Origin of the sequence: Labrys miyagiensis (assembly GCF_030160835.1) — a bacterium.
Classification (GTDB): domain Bacteria; phylum Pseudomonadota; class Alphaproteobacteria; order Rhizobiales; family Labraceae; genus Labrys; species Labrys miyagiensis.
Genome location: NZ_BSPC01000017.1, coordinates 1 through 16,773, shown reverse-complemented (window position 1 = coordinate 16,773; position 16,773 = coordinate 1). Strand labels below are relative to the sequence as shown.

At 65.4% G+C, this 16,773-nt stretch carries 16 protein-coding genes; 5 read left to right on the top strand and 11 right to left on the bottom strand.

Annotation, left to right across the window (positions count from 1 at the left end; all coding sequences use genetic code 11):
- Positions 1-5 precede the first annotated feature (5 nt).
- Positions 6-821, top strand: coding sequence for a 4-hydroxy-tetrahydrodipicolinate reductase (dapB, locus tag QQL24_RS10370; RefSeq protein WP_284311912.1), 816 nt, complete (start codon positions 6-8; stop codon positions 819-821).
- A 172-nt stretch (positions 822-993) separates the two neighbouring features.
- On the opposite strand, the gene ptsN is transcribed toward dapB, so the two are convergent.
- From ptsN to QQL24_RS10340, 6 genes are all read right to left on the bottom strand, one after another.
- The gene (ptsN, locus tag QQL24_RS10365) at positions 994-1,458 is read right to left on the bottom strand and encodes a PTS IIA-like nitrogen regulatory protein PtsN (protein ID WP_284311911.1); all 465 of its coding nucleotides are present in this window, start codon (positions 1,456-1,458) and stop codon (positions 994-996) included.
- Positions 1,459-1,562: 104 nt separating this feature from the next.
- Entirely contained in the window at positions 1,563-2,144 is a 582-nt protein-coding gene (hpf, locus tag QQL24_RS10360) for a ribosome hibernation-promoting factor, HPF/YfiA family (protein WP_284311910.1), read from the bottom strand.
- A gap of 145 nt (positions 2,145-2,289) precedes the next feature.
- Positions 2,290-3,231, bottom strand: coding sequence for a 2-hydroxyacid dehydrogenase (locus QQL24_RS10355; protein ID WP_284311909.1), 942 nt, complete (start codon positions 3,229-3,231; stop codon positions 2,290-2,292).
- A gap of 119 nt (positions 3,232-3,350) precedes the next feature.
- A complete protein-coding gene (locus tag QQL24_RS10350) occupies positions 3,351-3,836 on the bottom strand; it encodes a GNAT family N-acetyltransferase (protein ID WP_284311908.1) in 486 nt (161 codons plus the stop codon).
- A complete protein-coding gene (locus tag QQL24_RS10345; RefSeq protein ID WP_284311907.1) occupies positions 3,836-4,606 on the bottom strand; it encodes a mechanosensitive ion channel family protein in 771 nt (256 codons plus the stop codon). Before QQL24_RS10345 ends, QQL24_RS10350 begins: the two co-directional genes overlap by 1 nt.
- 93 nt (positions 4,607-4,699) lie before the next feature.
- Positions 4,700-5,578, bottom strand: coding sequence for a LysR family transcriptional regulator (locus tag QQL24_RS10340; RefSeq protein WP_284311906.1), 879 nt, complete (start codon positions 5,576-5,578; stop codon positions 4,700-4,702).
- Between the two features lie 93 nt (positions 5,579-5,671).
- Here QQL24_RS10340 and tmpA point away from each other — a divergent pair, with 93 nt between their 5' ends.
- Both tmpA and tmpB read left to right on the top strand, forming a co-directional pair.
- Positions 5,672-6,829 carry a 2-trimethylaminoethylphosphonate dioxygenase gene (gene tmpA / locus QQL24_RS10335; RefSeq protein ID WP_284311905.1) on the top strand — a complete coding sequence of 386 codons (1,158 nt, stop codon included), beginning with the start codon at positions 5,672-5,674 and terminating at the stop codon, positions 6,827-6,829.
- Positions 6,826-7,413, top strand: coding sequence for a (R)-1-hydroxy-2-trimethylaminoethylphosphonate oxygenase (gene tmpB / locus QQL24_RS10330; RefSeq protein ID WP_284311904.1), 588 nt, complete (start codon positions 6,826-6,828; stop codon positions 7,411-7,413). Before tmpA ends, tmpB begins: the two co-directional genes overlap by 4 nt.
- A 130-nt stretch (positions 7,414-7,543) precedes the next feature.
- Here the strand turns inward: tmpB and QQL24_RS10325 are convergent, their stop codons facing one another.
- The 3 genes from QQL24_RS10325 to modB all read right to left on the bottom strand — a co-directional run bounded on the left by QQL24_RS10325 (position 7,544) and on the right by modB (position 10,588).
- Positions 7,544-7,897 carry a VOC family protein gene (locus QQL24_RS10325; protein ID WP_284311903.1) on the bottom strand — a complete coding sequence of 118 codons (354 nt, stop codon included), beginning with the start codon at positions 7,895-7,897 and terminating at the stop codon, positions 7,544-7,546.
- Positions 7,898-8,016: 119 nt separating this feature from the next.
- Positions 8,017-9,651, bottom strand: coding sequence for an ABC transporter ATP-binding protein (locus QQL24_RS10320; protein ID WP_284311902.1), 1,635 nt, complete (start codon positions 9,649-9,651; stop codon positions 8,017-8,019).
- Between the two features lie 235 nt (positions 9,652-9,886).
- Positions 9,887-10,588 (bottom strand): molybdate ABC transporter permease subunit, encoded by a 702-nt coding sequence (modB, locus tag QQL24_RS10315; RefSeq protein ID WP_284311901.1) that lies wholly within the window; start codon positions 10,586-10,588, stop codon positions 9,887-9,889.
- Between the two features lie 158 nt (positions 10,589-10,746).
- On the opposite strand from modB, the gene QQL24_RS10310 reads away from it, so the two are divergent.
- The gene (locus tag QQL24_RS10310) at positions 10,747-11,106 is read left to right on the top strand and encodes a winged helix-turn-helix domain-containing protein (RefSeq protein ID WP_284311900.1); all 360 of its coding nucleotides are present in this window, start codon (positions 10,747-10,749) and stop codon (positions 11,104-11,106) included.
- 50 nt (positions 11,107-11,156) lie between these two features.
- Here the strand turns inward: QQL24_RS10310 and QQL24_RS10305 are convergent, their stop codons facing one another.
- Together QQL24_RS10305 and QQL24_RS10300 are read right to left on the bottom strand one after the other, a co-directional pair.
- Positions 11,157-14,006, bottom strand: coding sequence for a M16 family metallopeptidase (locus tag QQL24_RS10305; protein ID WP_431310667.1), 2,850 nt, complete (start codon positions 14,004-14,006; stop codon positions 11,157-11,159).
- Between the two features lie 146 nt (positions 14,007-14,152).
- Positions 14,153-15,517, bottom strand: a complete 1,365-nt coding sequence (locus tag QQL24_RS10300) for a polyhydroxyalkanoate depolymerase (protein WP_284311899.1) — start codon at positions 15,515-15,517, stop codon at positions 14,153-14,155.
- Between the two features lie 214 nt (positions 15,518-15,731).
- Between QQL24_RS10300 and QQL24_RS10295 the strand changes: the two genes are divergently transcribed.
- Entirely contained in the window at positions 15,732-16,631 is a 900-nt protein-coding gene (locus tag QQL24_RS10295) for a sugar phosphate isomerase/epimerase family protein (protein ID WP_284311898.1), read from the top strand.
- The last annotated feature ends 142 nt before the right edge of the window (positions 16,632-16,773 follow it).

Sequence of the window (16,773 nt, the reverse complement as noted above, 5' to 3'; positions counted from 1 at the left end):
CAATCATGGCCGATGTCGGGCTTGTCGTCGCCGGTCCCTCCGGGCGCATGGGGCAGACGCTGATCCGCATGATCGCGGAGACGCCCGGCGTCACCCTGTGCGGCGCCTTGGCCCGTCCGGGCTCGGCCGCCGTCGGCGCCGATTGCGGCAGGCTCGCTGGCCTGGAGCCGAGCGGCATGGCGGTGACGGACGATCCGCTTGCCTTGCCCGAAACAGCACAGGCCATCCTCGACTTCACCACGCCGGCGACGACGGTGGCGCTGGCTGCCCTTGCCGCCCGCCGGGGGATGGTGCTGGTCAGCGGCACCACCGGCCTCTCTCCGGACGATTTTTCCCAGCTGCGGAAAAGCTCTCGCCATGCTGTCATCGTGCATTCGGGCAATATGGGCCTCGGCATCAACCTGCTCGCCGCCATGATCCGGCGGGCGGCAAGCAGCCTCGATGCGGAGTTCGACATCGAGATCCTGGAGATGCATCACAGCCGCAAGGTCGATGCGCCTTCCGGCACCGCCTTGCTGCTGGGGCAAGCCGCTGCGGATGGCCGCGGCATCGACCTGGAAGCCAGGGCCGATCGTCGCCGCGAGGGGCACACGGGCGCGCGGGAGAAGGGCCATATCGGCTTCGCCGCCCTGCGCGGCGGCACGGTGATCGGCGAGCACAGCGTGATTCTGGCCGGCGAGCACGAACGCATCGAGTTCCGACACAAGGCCGAGGACCGGACGATGTTCGCGCGAGGCGCCCTCAGGGCGGCACTTTGGGGGCTGGGACGGGCGCCGGGTCTCTATTCAATGGCGGATGTGCTGGGATTGGCGGATTTTTGAGATCGGGGCTGTTGGTTGGCAGAGGTTAGCTTTGCGGAGGAAGACGCAGAGAGGAGTGTCGATCACCGATCGACATTTTTGGACGACGCGTTTGCAGGATGGGAAGATGGCGATCGGTGATCGCCACTCCGCGTTTGGCGCACCTCACCCGGCAAAGTGAGCGCTCCCGGCTTCACGCCGCGTGCGAGGTCGGTTCGGCGCACAGGATCGAGTAGAGCCCGGCGGCGTCGTTGGTGGCGCGCAGCTTCTGAACGATGGACGAGTCGCGCAGCATGCGGGCGATGCGCGAGAGGGCCCGCAAATGGTCCGCTCCGGCGCTTTCCGGGGCCAGCAGCAGGAAGATGATGTCGACGGGCTGGCCGTCCAGAGCCTCGAAATCGATCGGGCGCTCGAGGCGGGCGAACAGGCCGAAGATGCGGTTGAACTTGGCAAGCTTGCCGTGGGGAATGGCGATGCCGCTGCCGACGCCGGTCGAGCCCAGGCGCTCCCTCTGGAGCAGCGTATCGAAGATTTCCCGCTCGCCGAGGCCGGTCAGCTTGGCAGCCCGTTCGGCGATTTCCTGCAGAGCCTGTTTTTTTGAATTCACCTTCAGCGCCGGAAGCACAGCATCCTGCGGCAACAGATCGCTCAAAGGCATTGCGGTCCTCGCGGGAGTTCGAGCCGATCGCCAGTAGAAACGATCCGCTCAACAGCACGGCACCCGCCCCTTGTCGAGGCGGGCGCTTATTCGGTGGGGGCCCGTCAGGTCGCCTCGGCCGCGGCTTGCGGCAAGTCGATCCAACCGATATGGCCATCGGAGCGGCGGTAAACCACGTTCACGCGGCCATGTCCAGCGTGGCGAAAGACAAGCGCAGCGGCACCCGTCAAATCGAGGTCGACAACCGCCTCGCTCACCGACAGGCGCTTCATGCGGGTGGTGTTCTCGGCCACGATCACCGGCGTGAACTCGTCGGGGACTGCCTCCTCCTCATTGGGAGCGGTAATGATGTAGTCGGTCGATTCAGTCGCGGTCGCGCTGTCCGGGCCGGCATGATAATCCTTGATGCGGTGCTTGTAGCGCTTGAGGCGCTTGGTCAGGCGCTCCGTTGCGAGATCGACGCTGGCATGGGGGTCATGCGCCATCGATTCGGTTTGCAAGGTAAGCCCGGTAGGAAGATGAATGCGGCAATCGGTCCGGAAACCGGTGCCTTCCTTCTTCACAGTGACCTGGCCGGTGTAGGATTGGTCAAAATACTTCGACAGGCTGTCCGCAACCCGCGCCTGGACGTGGGTTCGCAAGGCATCACCGATGTCGAGATTTTGTCCGGAGACACGCAGCGTCATGCTTCGCTCCGCTTCTTGAGACACGCAGGGCCTGATGGCCCGCCGCAGAAAGGCGGTCTTGTTGCCGCCACCCCTTTAGGTAAGACCGTCTGAAGGCGGCGTCAACGTTACAATAGTTTCACGATGAGGTTGTTCCGCTTCCCTTTCAGTAATGGCGGTTCCTGTCCACAGGGGCTTCGAAGGGCAAGCCGCGCTCATGCCGCTCGACCTGGCGCAGCACGAAGCGCCCCACCGCATCCTCGTCCGAGACCGCCGAGTTATGGGGTGTGACGGTGACGGCCGGATGCGACCACAGCGGGCTGTCGGCCGGCAGCGGCTCGGTCTCGAAGACGTCGAGCGTCGCCGCTCCGAGCACCCCCTCGTCGAGGCAGGTGAGGATGTCCTTCTCGACCTGCAGCCCACCGCGCCCGGCGTTCATCAGCACCGGCGCGCCGAGCACGCCGTCATGGGCGAGCTTCTCGAACAGGGAACGGTTGAGCAGGCCCTTGGTCTCAGGCGTCAACGGCAGCAGGCAGACGAGAAGATCGGTGCGGGCGAGGAAGGCATCGAGGTCATTGTCGGCATAGGTTCGGATGCCATCGATCTGCTTGAGCGTGCGGCTCCAGCCGGCGACGTCAAAGCCCATGATCTTGAGCTTGTGGATGGCATCAAGGCCGAGCACGCCGAGGCCCATGACGCCGACCCGCAATTCCTGCGCTGCCGGCGAAGGCATGATCTCGCGCCAGAGCTTCTGGCGCTGCAGGAGGTCGTAATCGCGCTGGTGGCGCAGATGGATGAGAGCATGCATCACCACCCATTCGCTCATGCGCGTGGTGAGATTGCCGTCGACCACCCGGCAGAGCGGCACGTCGGGCAGCGTGGGGTCCGAAAGCACGTGGTCCACCCCGGCGCCGAGCGAAATGATGCCCTTGAGGTTGGGGAAGGTCGCCAGCAGGCCGGGCGGCTGCTTCCACACGGCAACATAGGTGATGTCGGCGGGATTGCCGACTTCCGGCCAGGCCCGAATATCGCGTCCGGGCGCCAGGCGGCGCAGCCGGTCGAGCCAGGGAGCGACATCCCATTGGGTGATGCAGAGGAGAAGGGCCATGGAAAACCTGATTGGATAGGAAGAGGGAGATGCTCAGCTCCCCGGGGAGGCATGCAGCCTAGCCGATTTGCCCGGGGCGAACAGGGGCAAATCGCGAAATGAAGGCGCGGACTTGTCCCTTAGAGAAGGAGCACCATCAGCGTCTCGTCCGCATAGCCGGCGGCGCTCTTGAGGGCGCGCGGCTCGATGCCATAGGTCCTGAAGCCGTTGCGCTCATAAAGGGTGATGGCGGACCTGTTGGTTGTGACCACCGAGAGCGTCAGTTGCTCGACCTCCTGGCGTGCGGCGACAATCAGGGCCGTGATCAGCGCCTGGCCGACGCCATGGCCCTGAAAGTCCGGCGCCACGAACACGCCCCAGACAAAGGCCTTGTGGGTGTCCCTGGGGCCCTCGCAGCGCTTGTAGCCGGCCATGCCGGCGATGCGCCCGTCGGCGTAAGCACCCATGACCACGGCGGATGACAGGCGCTCGGAAAAAGCCTCGGCGGGGCGCGCGGCCTCGATGGCATGGACGGAGCCGAACGCCTCGGGCGCGCCTTCTAGGGCCTGCAGGCGGATGGCGCGATAATCCTGCCAGTCGGCGGGCAGAAGGCGGCGGACGATCATCAGGCGGCCGACGCAGCCTGCTGCACGGCGTTGGAAGCCTGATGAACGATGGCAGCCTTGAAGGCGCCCGCATCGGCCGCCTTGGTCCAGGCCGTCACGACAATCTCGACGCCCCGGTCGTTGAAGCCGGAGGCATCGACCGCCGGGGCCGGCAGCGGCAACACGCGATTGTCGCGGCTGAGGGCATCGCGGATATGGGCGGCGGCCGCTTCGATATTGCCACCATAGGGCACGGTCACTTTCACGCTCACGCTACGCGTCGGATAGGCCGAGGTGTTGGTGATGGGCGAGCCCCAGACCTGGCCGTTCGGGATGAGGATCTGCACATTGTCGCCGCTGGCGAGTTCCGTCATGAAAAGGTTGAGGTTTTTCACGGTGCCGGCCTTGCCCGCCACCTCGATGGCATCGCCCAGCCGGAAGGGGCGGAACAGCAACAGCATCACGCCGGCCGCCATGTTGGAGAGCGTGCCCTGCAAGGCGAGGCCGATGGCCAGAGAAGCGGCGCCCAACACGGCGACGAGGCTGGTGGCCTGGATGCCGACCACCTGCAGGATCAGCACGAACATCAGCACCATGACCGAATAGCGCACCAGGCTGGCCAGGAAGGTCGCCACGATCGGGTCCATATGGGAGCTGATCAGGGCACGCAGGGCAAGCCGTTCGAGCAGTCCCGCCGCCCACCAGCCCACCAGGGCGATGGCAAGAGCGCCCAGGCAATTGATGCCATAGACGATGAAGAGGTTTCCCAAACCATTGAGATCGATCGGCACGGGCTGTCTCCTTGCTTGCCTGCAGAACGGGTATTCTGTGTCCTGCACATCGATTCATGCAAATCGAACAGGTGGTCGGCGCTCCATTTGCGCCTAGCGCGCCGCCTCCCCCAGGATCCAGTCCAGCATGGCCTGCTCATGCGCGGCGAGTGCGCGGCCGGCAGCGTGGGTGATGAAATGGCCGCACTCGCCCGTGAGTTCGAGGTCTGACAGGCGGACGAGGGTGCCTTCCTCCAGCGCCGCATCGGCGAGCGGGCGGGAGGCCAGAACGGCGCCCGCGCCGGCCCGTGCGGCTTCGAGAGCCACGGCGAAGCTGTCGAACACGAAGGAAGCCGATGGCGGCAGCGGCAGGGCAGCACGGGCAAACCAGTCCGGCCACATCTCGCGCGCTCCCGCCACCGACAGCAGGGGCAGATGCGGCCAGTTGGCGGGATCGTCGAGCAAGTGCAGCAGATCCGGCGCAGCCGCCGGCACCAGCCGCTCCCAGGTCAGGCGGTGGCTCTCGCGCCCCTCGAAGGGGCCGATGCCGAAGCGGATATCGAACCCCTCCTGATCGCCGGCATAGTCCGCCGGCACATGGACGGTGCTGAGCTCGAGCCGTACTTGCGGCAGGGCCTGGCGAAGCCTGCTCAGTCTCGGGGCCAGCCAGAGCAGGGAGAAGGAGATCGGGCTGCGCAGCGCCACACGCCCCACCCTTGGCCCGAACAGCTCGGTCGTGCTGCGCGCAAGCGAGCGGAAGACACCCTGGATATGGGGCAGGTAGGCGCCGCCCTCCGCCGTCAGCTCCACGCCGCGCCGGAGCCGGACGAACAGCCTCGCACCGAGCTCTGCCTCCAGCGTTCTGATGTGCTGGCTGACGGCCGCCTGCGTCAGGCCGAGCTCGGCGCCCGCGCTGGTGAAGTTCAGATGCCGGGCACAGGCTTCAAAGGTGCGAAGCCAGACCAGGGGTGGCAGCCGTGTCGCTTCAGCCATAAAAAAACCATGGTCAAACCTCGATTTTTCATTGTTTGAACGATGGCTACATTCTTGGCAAGAAGGATGTGGCGGCAAAGGCGGAGGCATTCCATGAAAGCGGATGAGATCGAGATCATCGAGGCGGGACAAGCCGCCCGAATCCTCTGGAGCGATGGGCAACGGAGCCGCTTCCATGCCCTCTGGCTGCGTGACAACGCGCTGGACCCGAAGACACGCAGCGCCGGCAACGGACAACGCCTTATCACCGTGCTCGACATTCCGCCCGCGACGCTCATCGGATCGGCCGCGCCGACGGCCAGCGGTGACATTGCCGTGAGCTTCGTGCCCGGTGGCCACGAGACCGTCTTCCCGGCTGCCTGGCTGCACGAGCGGATCTATGACAGGGAGCAGCCCAGGGAGGCCGGCTGGCTGGCGGATGCGGTCGAGCCATGGGACAGCGCCTTGAAGGGCGGCGTCCCCAGCGCCTCCTATTCGCTCCTACGCCAAGACCGTCCGGCCCTCGGCGCCTGGCTTGCCGCCGTGCGGCGCTTCGGCTTTGCCGTGCTGACCGAGGTCCCGACCACATCGGGGAGTCTGTGCGATGTCGCCGGACTGTTCGGCTATGTCCGCGAGACCAATTACGGCCGCTGGTTCGAGGTTCGGGCCGAGGTCAATCCCAACAACCTCGCCTATACCAATCTCGGCCTGCAGGCGCATACAGACAATCCCTATCGCGATCCCGTGCCGACCCTGCAATTGCTGTCCTGCCTGGAGAATTCGGTGGAGGGCGGCGATTCCATCGTCGTCGACGGCTTTGCCGTGGCGCGGCGCCTGAGGCGCGAAGATCCACACGGTTTCGAGCTGCTCACCCGCCACCCCGTGCGCTTCGAATATGCCGGCTCCTCCGGTGTGTGCCTGCGCGCCAAGCGTCCCTTCATCGAGCTCGGCCCGGATGGCGAGATGATCGCCATCCGCTTCAACAACCGTTCGGCGGCGCCCTTTGTCGACGTGCCCTATGCCGACATGCCCGCCTTCTACGCCGCCTATCGCCGCTTCGCCGAGATCCTCGAGGACCCCGCCATGGAGGTCACCTTCAAGCTGAAGCCGGGCGAGCTCTTCATCGTCGACAACACCCGCGTGATGCATGCGCGAAAAGCCTTCTCCGGCACGGGCAAGCGCTGGCTCCAGGGCTGCTACGCCGACAAGGACGGGCTGTTGTCGACCCTGGCCGCCATCGAGGCCGAGAGCGTGAGGGAGGCGGCGGAATGAGCACCCCCGCCCTCGATTCCACCACCATCGTCGCCTTTCTCACCGACATCTTCGAGCGGCGCGGCGCCGAGGAATATCTTGGCGAGCCGGTGACCATGGCCGAGCACATGCTGCAGGGCGCCTGGTTCGCCGAGCAGGACAAGGCGAGCGACGAACTGGTCGCGGCGGCGCTGCTGCATGATGTTGGGCATTTCACCAGCGAGTTCGGCGCCTATTCGCCAGATGACACCGAGGACAAGCATCACGACGACGCCGGGGCGGAGGTGCTCGCACCCTTCTTCCCGCCGCTGGTGACCGAATGCGTGCGCCTGCACGTCGCCGCCAAACGCTATCTGTGCGCCACCGACTCGAGTTATGACGCAAAACTTTCGACCGCCTCGCGCCACACCCTGGCGCTGCAAGGCGGCCCGATGAAAGTCGAGGAGATTGCCGAATTCCGCTCCAGCCCCTTCCACAAGGAGGCCGTGCGGGTGCGGCTGTGGGACGAGGCCGGCAAGGTGGCCGGCATGCAGACGCGCGGCTTCCGCGACTACGCGCCGTTGCTCCAGCGGGTGGTCGATCGTTTCGTGGCGACGGCAGGCTGAGCATTGCTTGGTGAGGCGGTATTGGAGTGGCGGTCTCTGACCGCCATCTTTCTTTCCCGCAAAACGCCCCGTTTCCAAAAAATGGCGGTCGGAGACGCCACTCCGCGTTTGCCACACCTTCTCCCGCCGCTCAGCGCCCGTGCGAGAGGATGTTGACGACCTTGCCGAGCGGATCGCGCACATAGAAGCGACGCACGCCCCAAGGCTCGTCGGTGAGCGCATAGACGATCTCATAGCCGCCGGCCGCAGCTCGCCGATGGACTTCATCCACATCGTCGACCTCGACGGAAAGATCGGGAACCTCGGTTCCCGAGCCGCCTTCGCTGGCGATGCTGAGCTGCGGTGTCTGCTGGCCGGGAGCTGCGAAGGTCAGGATCCAGCCGTGATCCATTACCAGATCGAGGCCAAGAAGATCCTGGTAGAAAGCCGCAGCTTGCCCAGGCTCAGGGGCGGCGATATTGGCGACGATGCGCAGGACGGTCACAGGCGGGGCATCTCCTCTTGCAAGGGCCGTTCCCCCGGATGCTCGGCAAGCCACAGCAGAGAACCGTCGGGCTCCTGGACAAGGAACTGCCTTAAGCCCGACCTCCGCCGCCCGCCGTCCTACTCATGCACCACGCCCGTCGGCGCGGTCTCGATCGAGAAGGCGGCGGCGAGCAAGGCCTGGGTATAGGGCTCGCGGGGATGGTCGAAAATCTCGGTGGCGGGCCCGTGCTCCACCACCTTGCCGTTCTGCATCACCATCACCTCATTGGCGAGCGCCCTGACCACCTTGAGGTCGTGACTGATGAAGAGATAAGCGAGCCTATGCTGCTGTTGCAGTTCGCGCAGGAGGTCGACGATCTGGGCCTGCACCGACATGTCGAGCGCCGAGGTCGGCTCGTCCAGCACGAGGAATTTCGGCTGCAGCACCATGGCGCGGGCAATGGCGATGCGCTGGCGCTGGCCGCCGGAAAATTCATGCGGATAGCGGTCCATCACCGCCGGGTCGAGGCCGACATCGCCGAGCGCCTTGGCAACGGCGCTGCGGCGCTCCTCCGCCCCCATGCGCGAGCCCAGCACCAGCAGCCCTTCCTCGACGATTTGCCCGATCGACATGCGCGGCGACAGCGAGCCGTAAGGGTCCTGGAAGACGATCTGCATCTCCTTGCGCAGGGGGGTCATTGTCTTGCGATCGAACCCGTCGATCGGCCGGCCGAGATAGGCGATCGGCCCCTTGCTGGAGATCAGCCTCAGGATGGCAAGGCCGAGGGTCGTCTTGCCCGAGCCGGATTCACCGACGACACCGAGCGTCTGGCCCTCCTTCACCGTGACGCTGACGCCATCGACCGCCTTGACGTGGCCCACGGTGCGCCGCAGCAGCCCCGCCTTGATCGGAAACCACACCTGCAGCCCGTCGGTGGAGACGATGGTACGCGCATCGGGGTCGAAGGGCGTGGGCCGGCCCTTGGGCTCGGCGGCGAGCAGGCGCCTGGTATAGTCGCTGGTCGGATTGGCGAAGACCTGCCCCGTCGGGCCCTGGTCGACGATCTTGCCCTTCAGCATCACACAGACCCTGTCGGCGAGCTTGCGCACGATGCCGAGATCATGGGTGATGAACAGCATGGCCATGCCGCTGCGGGCCTGCAGCTCCTTGAGAAGTTTCAGGATCTGCGCCTGCACGGTGACATCGAGCGCCGTGGTCGGCTCGTCGGCGATCAGCAGGTCGGGATCGTTGGCGAGCGCCATGGCGATCATCACGCGCTGGCGCTGGCCACCGGAGAGCTGGTGCGGGAAGGCGCCGAGCCGGCTCTCGGGATCGCGGATGCCGACCTGGCGCAGCAGTTCCAGCGTGCGCTTGCGGGCCTTCTGCCCGGAGAGGCCCTGGTGGATGTCGAGGATCTCGCCGATCTGCCGCTCGATCGTATGCAGCGGATTCAGCGAGGTCATCGGCTCCTGGAACACCATGGTGATGTCAGCGCCGCGCACCTTGCGCATCTTGTCTTCCGAGGCGCCCAGCAGGTTCTGGCCCCTGAACAGGATTTCTCCCGAGGGATGCGAGGCGGCCGGATAGTTCAGGAGCTGCACGATGGAAAGCGCCGTGACCGACTTGCCCGATCCGGATTCGCCCACCAGCGCCAGGGTCTCGCCCTTGTCGAGGCTGAAGGAGACGCGGTCGACGGCGACGACCTTGTTGCCGTCAGTGCTGAAGGCGACGGAGAGATCGCGAACGTCCAGAAGCGGTGCGGAGGAAGCCATGGATGAGGGGTAGCCTAGAATCGTGGCGGAATGAATCGGATTCTTCCTGGGAGCGCGGACGTCTCGTCCGCTCTTGGAAACGCGGCGTCGGCAGGAAGAGGCGCAATTGGTGTGCCGGTCTTCAGGCCGGCATCTTGCCCCAAAGGTCGAGGGCATGCCGGTCCGAAGACCGGCACACCGATTCCGGCCTGTGCTCTGGACGAGAGATGCAGGCAAGACGGCCGCGCTCCTGGCCTCACACCTTCGCCTGCCCGATCTTGACCCTCGCGCGCCGCGCCAGAGCTTCGGAGGCGATCAGCGCCGCCATGGCCAGCAGGATCGACACCACGGTCAGCCTCACCACGGTACTGTCGCCATTGGGATCCTGCAGCGCGGTGTAGATGGCGGTCGACAGGGTCTGGGTCTCGCCCGGAATATTGGAGACGAAGGTGATGGTGGCGCCGAATTCACCGAGCGCCTTGGCGAAGGCGAGCACCATGCCGGCGATGATGCCGGGCACGGTCAGCGGCAGCGTCACCGCGAGGAAGGTGAGGAAGGGATTGGCGCCGAGCGTGCCTGCCGCGGCTTCGAGCCGGGGATCGACGGCCTCGATGGCAAGCCGGATCGCGCGCACCATCAGGGGAAAGCCCATCACCGCGCAGGCGATCGCCGCCCCCGTCCAGCGGAAGGCGAAGACGATGTTGAAATGCAGCAGCAGGAAGGAGCCGATCACCCCGTTACGGCCCAGCAGCACCAGCAGGATATAGCCGGTCACCACCGGCGGCAACACCAGCGGCAGATGCACGAAACTGTCAAATATGGCCTTGCCCGGGAAGCGGCAGCGCGCCAGGACCCAGGCGGCCGCGATGGCGAAAGGCAGTGAAATCAGGGTGGCGAGACCAGCGATCTCGAGGCTCAGGTGAAGAGCGATCCATTCCTCAGGCGACAGCAGATCCATCGCCCCTCCCGGACGCTTTCAACCGACAAACCGCCTTGGGCTCGATCATGGGTTATGCCTTCGCGCCAATTCGTTATATCCTGTTGAATAGGGCGCTTCGCCGGCAATCGCAATCATGATGCGGCCTGTGGGCCCCTTCCCGATCACGGAGCCAGAATATGTCCGGCCAGCCCCTTGTCAGCCTCAAGCTCACCTTTGCCGAAGATGCCAGGCTCGGCCCTGGCAAGATGAATCTCCTGGAGGCGGTGGCCCGCACCGGCTCGATTTCGGCCGCGGGGCGGCAACTGGGCATGTCCTATCGCCGGGCCTGGGTGCTGCTCGACTCCGTGAACACCATGTTCGCGCAGCCGGCCATCGAAACCTCGGCCGGTGGGGTCAACGGCGGCGGCGCCCGCTTGACGGCCTTCGGCGAGCGGCTGCTGGCGGCCTATCGCTCGCTGGAAGCCGAGACAGCGCGGCTGGCGGAGCAGGCCTTCAGGGGCGTGCTGCCCACGACCGGCGAAGACGCCCGAGCGTGAGCGCACGAGCTATGCGCCACCCTCCGATTTCGTGACGGGGTCCTTCGAGCCTATCTGACCGCCGCCACGCTGGACGGCAGGACTTCGAATTTCCAGAACTTCTCGGGCTTGAAATAGCTCGCCGCGATGGTGCGGATGTCCTGTGCCGTAACCTTTTCGTACCCTGTGAGGTTCTGGCGGATCAGTTCGAGCCGACGCGGATCGGTCTGGACCCCGCGCAGGTTCTGCAGCCAGTATTCATTGCCTTCCTGCTGGTGCTTCACCGTCTCGATCATCGGCTCCCTGGCCCGTGCCAGCTCGTCCGCCGAGACGTCGGTCGCGGCAAGATCGGTCGCGATCTTGTCGACCAGGGCATAGAAGCGGTCGACCTTGGCCGGCGTCGTCTCGACATAGGCATAGGCGAAGCCATAGCCGGGGATCGACTTCGACAGGGAGACGTCGCCTTGCGGGCTGTAGGTGGCGCCCTCGGCGATGCGGAACTGGTCGATCAGCCGGTTCTCGAAAATCTGGCCGGCGAGATCGGCGGCAAAGGCGCGCGGCAGGTCGGACAGCATGTCGCCCACCGGCACCGCCATTACGGCAGCCGCGTTGTCGGCTCGGCCCGTATGGGTCCGCAGCACGGGCTGGGCGGTCGGCGCCGGAAATTGGGCGGCGGCCGTCACGGTTGCGACGTCCGGACGGGCCGGCAGGGCACCGAAGGTCTGCGAGACGAGGCGGATCGCATCGTCGGTGGTGACATCGCCGACAACCGTCACTTCGATCGCTCCCTTGGTGATGGGACCGTGGAACAGCGCCTCGAAGTCGCCGGGCTTGGTCGCCAGCAACTGCTCGCGGTCGGGAAAGGTCCAGCGCGGATCGTCGGCGTGCACCAGGCCCTGGAAGTCGCGGCTGACGACATTGCTCGGCGTCGCGGCATATTGGTCGAGGTTGTTGAGATAGGCTTGCTGGAGGCGCGCGAAGACTTCCGGCCGATAGACGGGATCCGAGCTGTAGGCGGCCAGTATCTGCAGCTGCGTCGCCAGATCCTCCGGCCTGGTGCGGCCCTCGAACTTGAAGGAGGCGTCCTCGAGGGAGAAGTCGATACTGGCGACATTGGCCGCCAGCGCCTTCTGCATATCCTCATAGTCGATGCCCTTCAGGCCGGAAAGCTCGACAGCCTGCGCGGTCCAGGTCGGCAGCGGACGATCCCTGGGAAGGTCGAGCCGGCCGTGGCCGATATCGACGCGCACCAGCACCTCGTTGGCACGCAGCTTGGTCGGCTTGACGTTGAGGCGCACGCCATTGGCAAAGCGCACCAGGGTAACGCCGAGGTCGTCGGCGCCGCGCCGCTCGGCTACCGCGCCGGGATCGCCGAAATGGGTATAGGGCCACACGGCCGCGACCGCCTTGGGCGGGGCCGTCACCGGCACGGCGCGCGAGGCGGCATAGGCCTTGGCCACCGCATCGGCCCCGCCTTCCGGCGCCTGCGCCGTCTGCAGCACCAGGCGCGGCCCGTTGCCCGAGAAGACGGTGCGCAGCGACTGGTTGACCTCGTCGGCCGTCAGGCCCTTCACCATGCGCTCGAACAGAGCGAGGTCGTCGGCTGGCGAGGTGAAGACCTTGTTGTCGTCGACGCTCTGCGCCAGCGTATAAGCGATATCGGTGCTCGTGCGCGTCGCCGCACCGCCGGCCGCCGCCTGCAGGAGCGAGCGATATTCCAGCACCTCGCGGTCGATTTCGGCCTGTTCCACGCCGAACTGGGCGATGCGGCGCTGCTCCTGGTCGATGGCGGCGAGCGCCGTCTGCCATTTGTTCGGCTCGCTGTCGGCGGCGATCAAGGCGATGCGGGCGGAATCATAAAGATCCTGCGAAGCGACCTCGGCGCTGATGAAGGGCGCGTTGGCCCGGCGCGCCATGGCCCCGACGCGGCGCTTCAGCACGGAAAGGCCGATATCCTCGATGGTCTGCGCCCGGCGCTTGGCGAAATTGTCGGGCGAAGCGTCATAGGGGCGCGTCCAGGCGATCTGCACGCGGGTAGAGGCGCCCGGCACCGTCACCACGTCGGTCCCCGAACCCTGCTGCTTCAACTGGCCGGGATCGGGCTCCGGCTTGACCGGACCGGCCGGCTTCCAGTCATCGAAGCGCTGGCGGATCTCGGCTTCGATGGCGGCTGGATCGACGTCGCCCACCACCATGAGGGTGGCGCGATCAGGCCGGTAATTGGCCTGGTAGTAGTCGCGAACCAGGTCGACGGGCGCATGGGAGATGATGTCGGTCTTGCCGATGGGGGGGCGCAGGGGCACGCGCTGGCCGGCTAGCAGCACGTTGATGAGGCCGATCATGCCGCGATATTGCGGCGTGTCGCGCAGCCGCTCCTCGGAGAGGATGACGCCACGCTCGCGGTCGAAGGCGCCGGCGTCGAGCTTCAGTTCGCTCGCGGTCTCGCGCATCAGCATAAGGCCGGTGGACACCGTGTCGGCATCCACCTCGGGCAGGTCGAGCGCATAGACCGTCTCGTCATAGGAGGTGTGCGCATTGGTATCCGGGCCGAAGGCCAGACCCTTGCGCTGCAGGATGCGCACCATCTCGCCCTCGGCGACGTGGGTCGAGCCCTTGAAGGCCATATGTTCGAGGAAATGCGCCAGACCCTGCTGGCTGTCGTCCTCTTCGAGCGAGCCTGAACCAATGCGGAAGCGGATCGCCGCCTGCCCGGCCGGCGTGGCGTTGTGCATGATGGCGAAACGCATGCCGTTGGAAAGCGTGCCGAAGCGGATGCCCGATTCGGCCTGGAGGTCGCTGATGGTCTGCGGCCATGGCACGGTCGGCGCCTCGGCGCGGGCCGGAAGCGCCGCTCCCATCAAGACGGCTGCGAGCGCCGTCGCAGCGAGAAGCCGGGACAGGGCGGAGAAGCGGAGAGACATACGGGGCAAACGGATCTCGGGGTGCAGCGTTAAGGGACAGTCGCAACGAAGCGGCAACCGACCACTCATCGCATCATCGCGCTTGCATGACAAATCCGCCCGGATTGGGGCCGGATACCCCGATTACCTCCCAGGGCATCAAATTATTAGGCCTGGGGCGTGCGGACCGGCGGGCTGCCGCGCTTGGCATCAAGCGAAATGAGCTGGCTCGTCCCCTTCTCCGGTGCCTTGCGGTTGCCGAGGTTGGAGCGGATGAAATCGGCAATGCGCGGCGCGATCTCGGAGCGGAAGCGCGAACCGTTGAACACGCCGTAATGGCCGACGCCGGCCTGGGTGTAATGCGCCTTCTTGTCCAGCGGCAGGTTCACGCACAGCCCATGGGCGGCCTGGGTCTGGCCGTAGCCGGTGATGTCGTCATTCTCGCCCTCGATGGTGAAGAGCGCGACATTACGGATGGCGCCTGGATCGACCGGCTTGCCGCGATGGGTCATCTCGCCCTTGGCGAGGGCGTATTTGACGAACACCGTGTCGACGGTCTGCAGGTAGAACTCGGCCGTGAGATCCATCACGGAGAGATATTCGTCATAGAACTCGCGGTGCTTCTGAGCACTGTCACCGTCGCCGCGCACCAGGTCGAAATAGAGCGTCTTGTGCGCGTCGAAATGACGGTTGAGGTTCATGGTCATGAAGCCGGTCAACTGCAGGAAACCGGGATAGACGTCGCGCATGAAGCCGGGATGGGGGAAGGGAACCTTGGTGATGACATTGGAGCGGAACCAGTCGACCCCCTTGTCGACGGCGACATCGTTGACCTTGGTCGGCGACAGGCGGGTGTCGATCGGGCCGCCCATCAGCGTCATGGTCAGCGGCGTATAGGGGTCGTCCTTGGCTTCCATCAGCGAGACGGCGGCCATCACCGGCACCGAGGGCTGGCAGACGCCGATCACGTGGGTGTCGGGGCCGAGCGCGTGCAGCATCGAGATGATGTAGTCGATATAGTCGTCGAGGTCGAAGCGGCCGTCGGTGACCGGCACCATGCGGGCATCGATCCAGTCGGTGATGTAGACCTCGTGATTGGGCAGGAAGGCTTCCACCGTGCCACGCAGCAGGGTGGCGTAGTGGCCGGACATCGGCGCCACGATCAGGAGCTTGGGATCCGGGCGGCGGCTGCCGCGGAGCGAGCGCGAGAAGTGGATGAGGTTGCAGAAGGGTCTCTGCCAGACGATGTCTTCATGCACGGCAACACGTTCGCCGCCAACCAGCACGTCCTGGATGCCGAAGGCGGGCTTGCCATAGCGACGCGTCACCCGCTCGAACACCTCGCAGGCTGCCGCGACCGACTTGCCCCAGGGGGTGTTGGAGAACGGATTGCCGGGATTCTCGAAAAAGGCCCGCGTCGCGTCGGAAAAGGCGCGGGTGGGGCCCAAGGCAGCATGCGTCGCCTCATAGAGCGCATAAACCGGCGCCGAGACCACGCCCATGCCAAACATGTTCTGAAATTCTTCAAACATCGCGTCACCAGAAAGGAAAGCTCAGTCCGTCATGTCTGACAAATTGGCGCGCCCAGTCCTGCGTCGCAAGATGCCTGTCACCGATTTGTCATAGCAGCATTATTGCGCCGCAACAAACTCTCGTGATGCTTTCACGTGCAGAAAATCGCGACTCACCATGGCCGTGCCGACAAAATTGCCTAAGCTGGCGCCAACTTTTCACAGGAAGACCGACATGCCCGCCCAGACCGCCCTCGGAATTGCCTCAGGGGAAGGCAAACCCGACCTTTCCGATTTTGCCGGAACGCTCGACGAGATGGCGGACCTGCCGATCAGCCATGTCGAGATTCCCGCCTATTGCTATGACCTCGTCCTCGCCGGCAGGCCGATCGCGGGGCGCGTGGCTGAGTTCGAGCAACTCTGCCGTGGCAGGCCCTTCCGCTACACCGTGCATGGCCCGCTCTCGATCAATTTCATGGGACCGGCGGCCCATCTGCCGCGTTTCCTCGACACCACCAAGGCCTTCGTCGAAATCTGCGCCCGCATCGGCGCACCGCATCTGGTCATCCATGCCGGCATGATGAAGCCGGACGAGCGGCACGACGCCGAGAACGCCGCCGGACGCCAGCGCGATTTTCTGCATCGCGCCGGCGATTTCGCCGCCGAGCACAAGGTGACGCTCTGTGTCGAGAACCTGTTCGATTTCGGCCCCTATGCCGCCACGCCGACCATCGCCCGCCTCGCCGAGGAATTGTCGCTGATCGATCACCCCCACGTGCGGGCGACCTTCGACTTCAGCCATGGCCTGATTCACGCCACCCAATATGGCTATGATTTCGTCGAGGAAGCCAAGGCCCTGGCTCCCTTTGCCGTGCATCTGCATCTGCATGATTCCTTCGGCCAGCCGGACCTGCCCTGGGTCTATGCCAGCGCCGAGGCCAACGCCTTCGGTTTCGGCGACCTGCATCTGCCACAGGGCTGGGGCTCAGTGCCCTGGGATGCGATCGCCGTGGAGTGCGAGTTCCCGGCCGATGTGATCGCCATCCACGAGCTCAACATGCGCTTCTGGCGCGACCGGCACGAGGCGCTGGATTATGCCAAGGGGTTTTTGGGCAAGCTGAGGACGAAGGGCTGAGGCATCCCTGGGATCGCCGGCATCCTTGCCTGCTCTTGGAACCGCTTTGCGCACCGAAGGAGGCGCAATCGGTGTGCCGGTCTTCATTCTACTGTGTCACGAAGTTCGTTGGTATGGTGTTTTTGCTGCTCTGGCCTGGCAG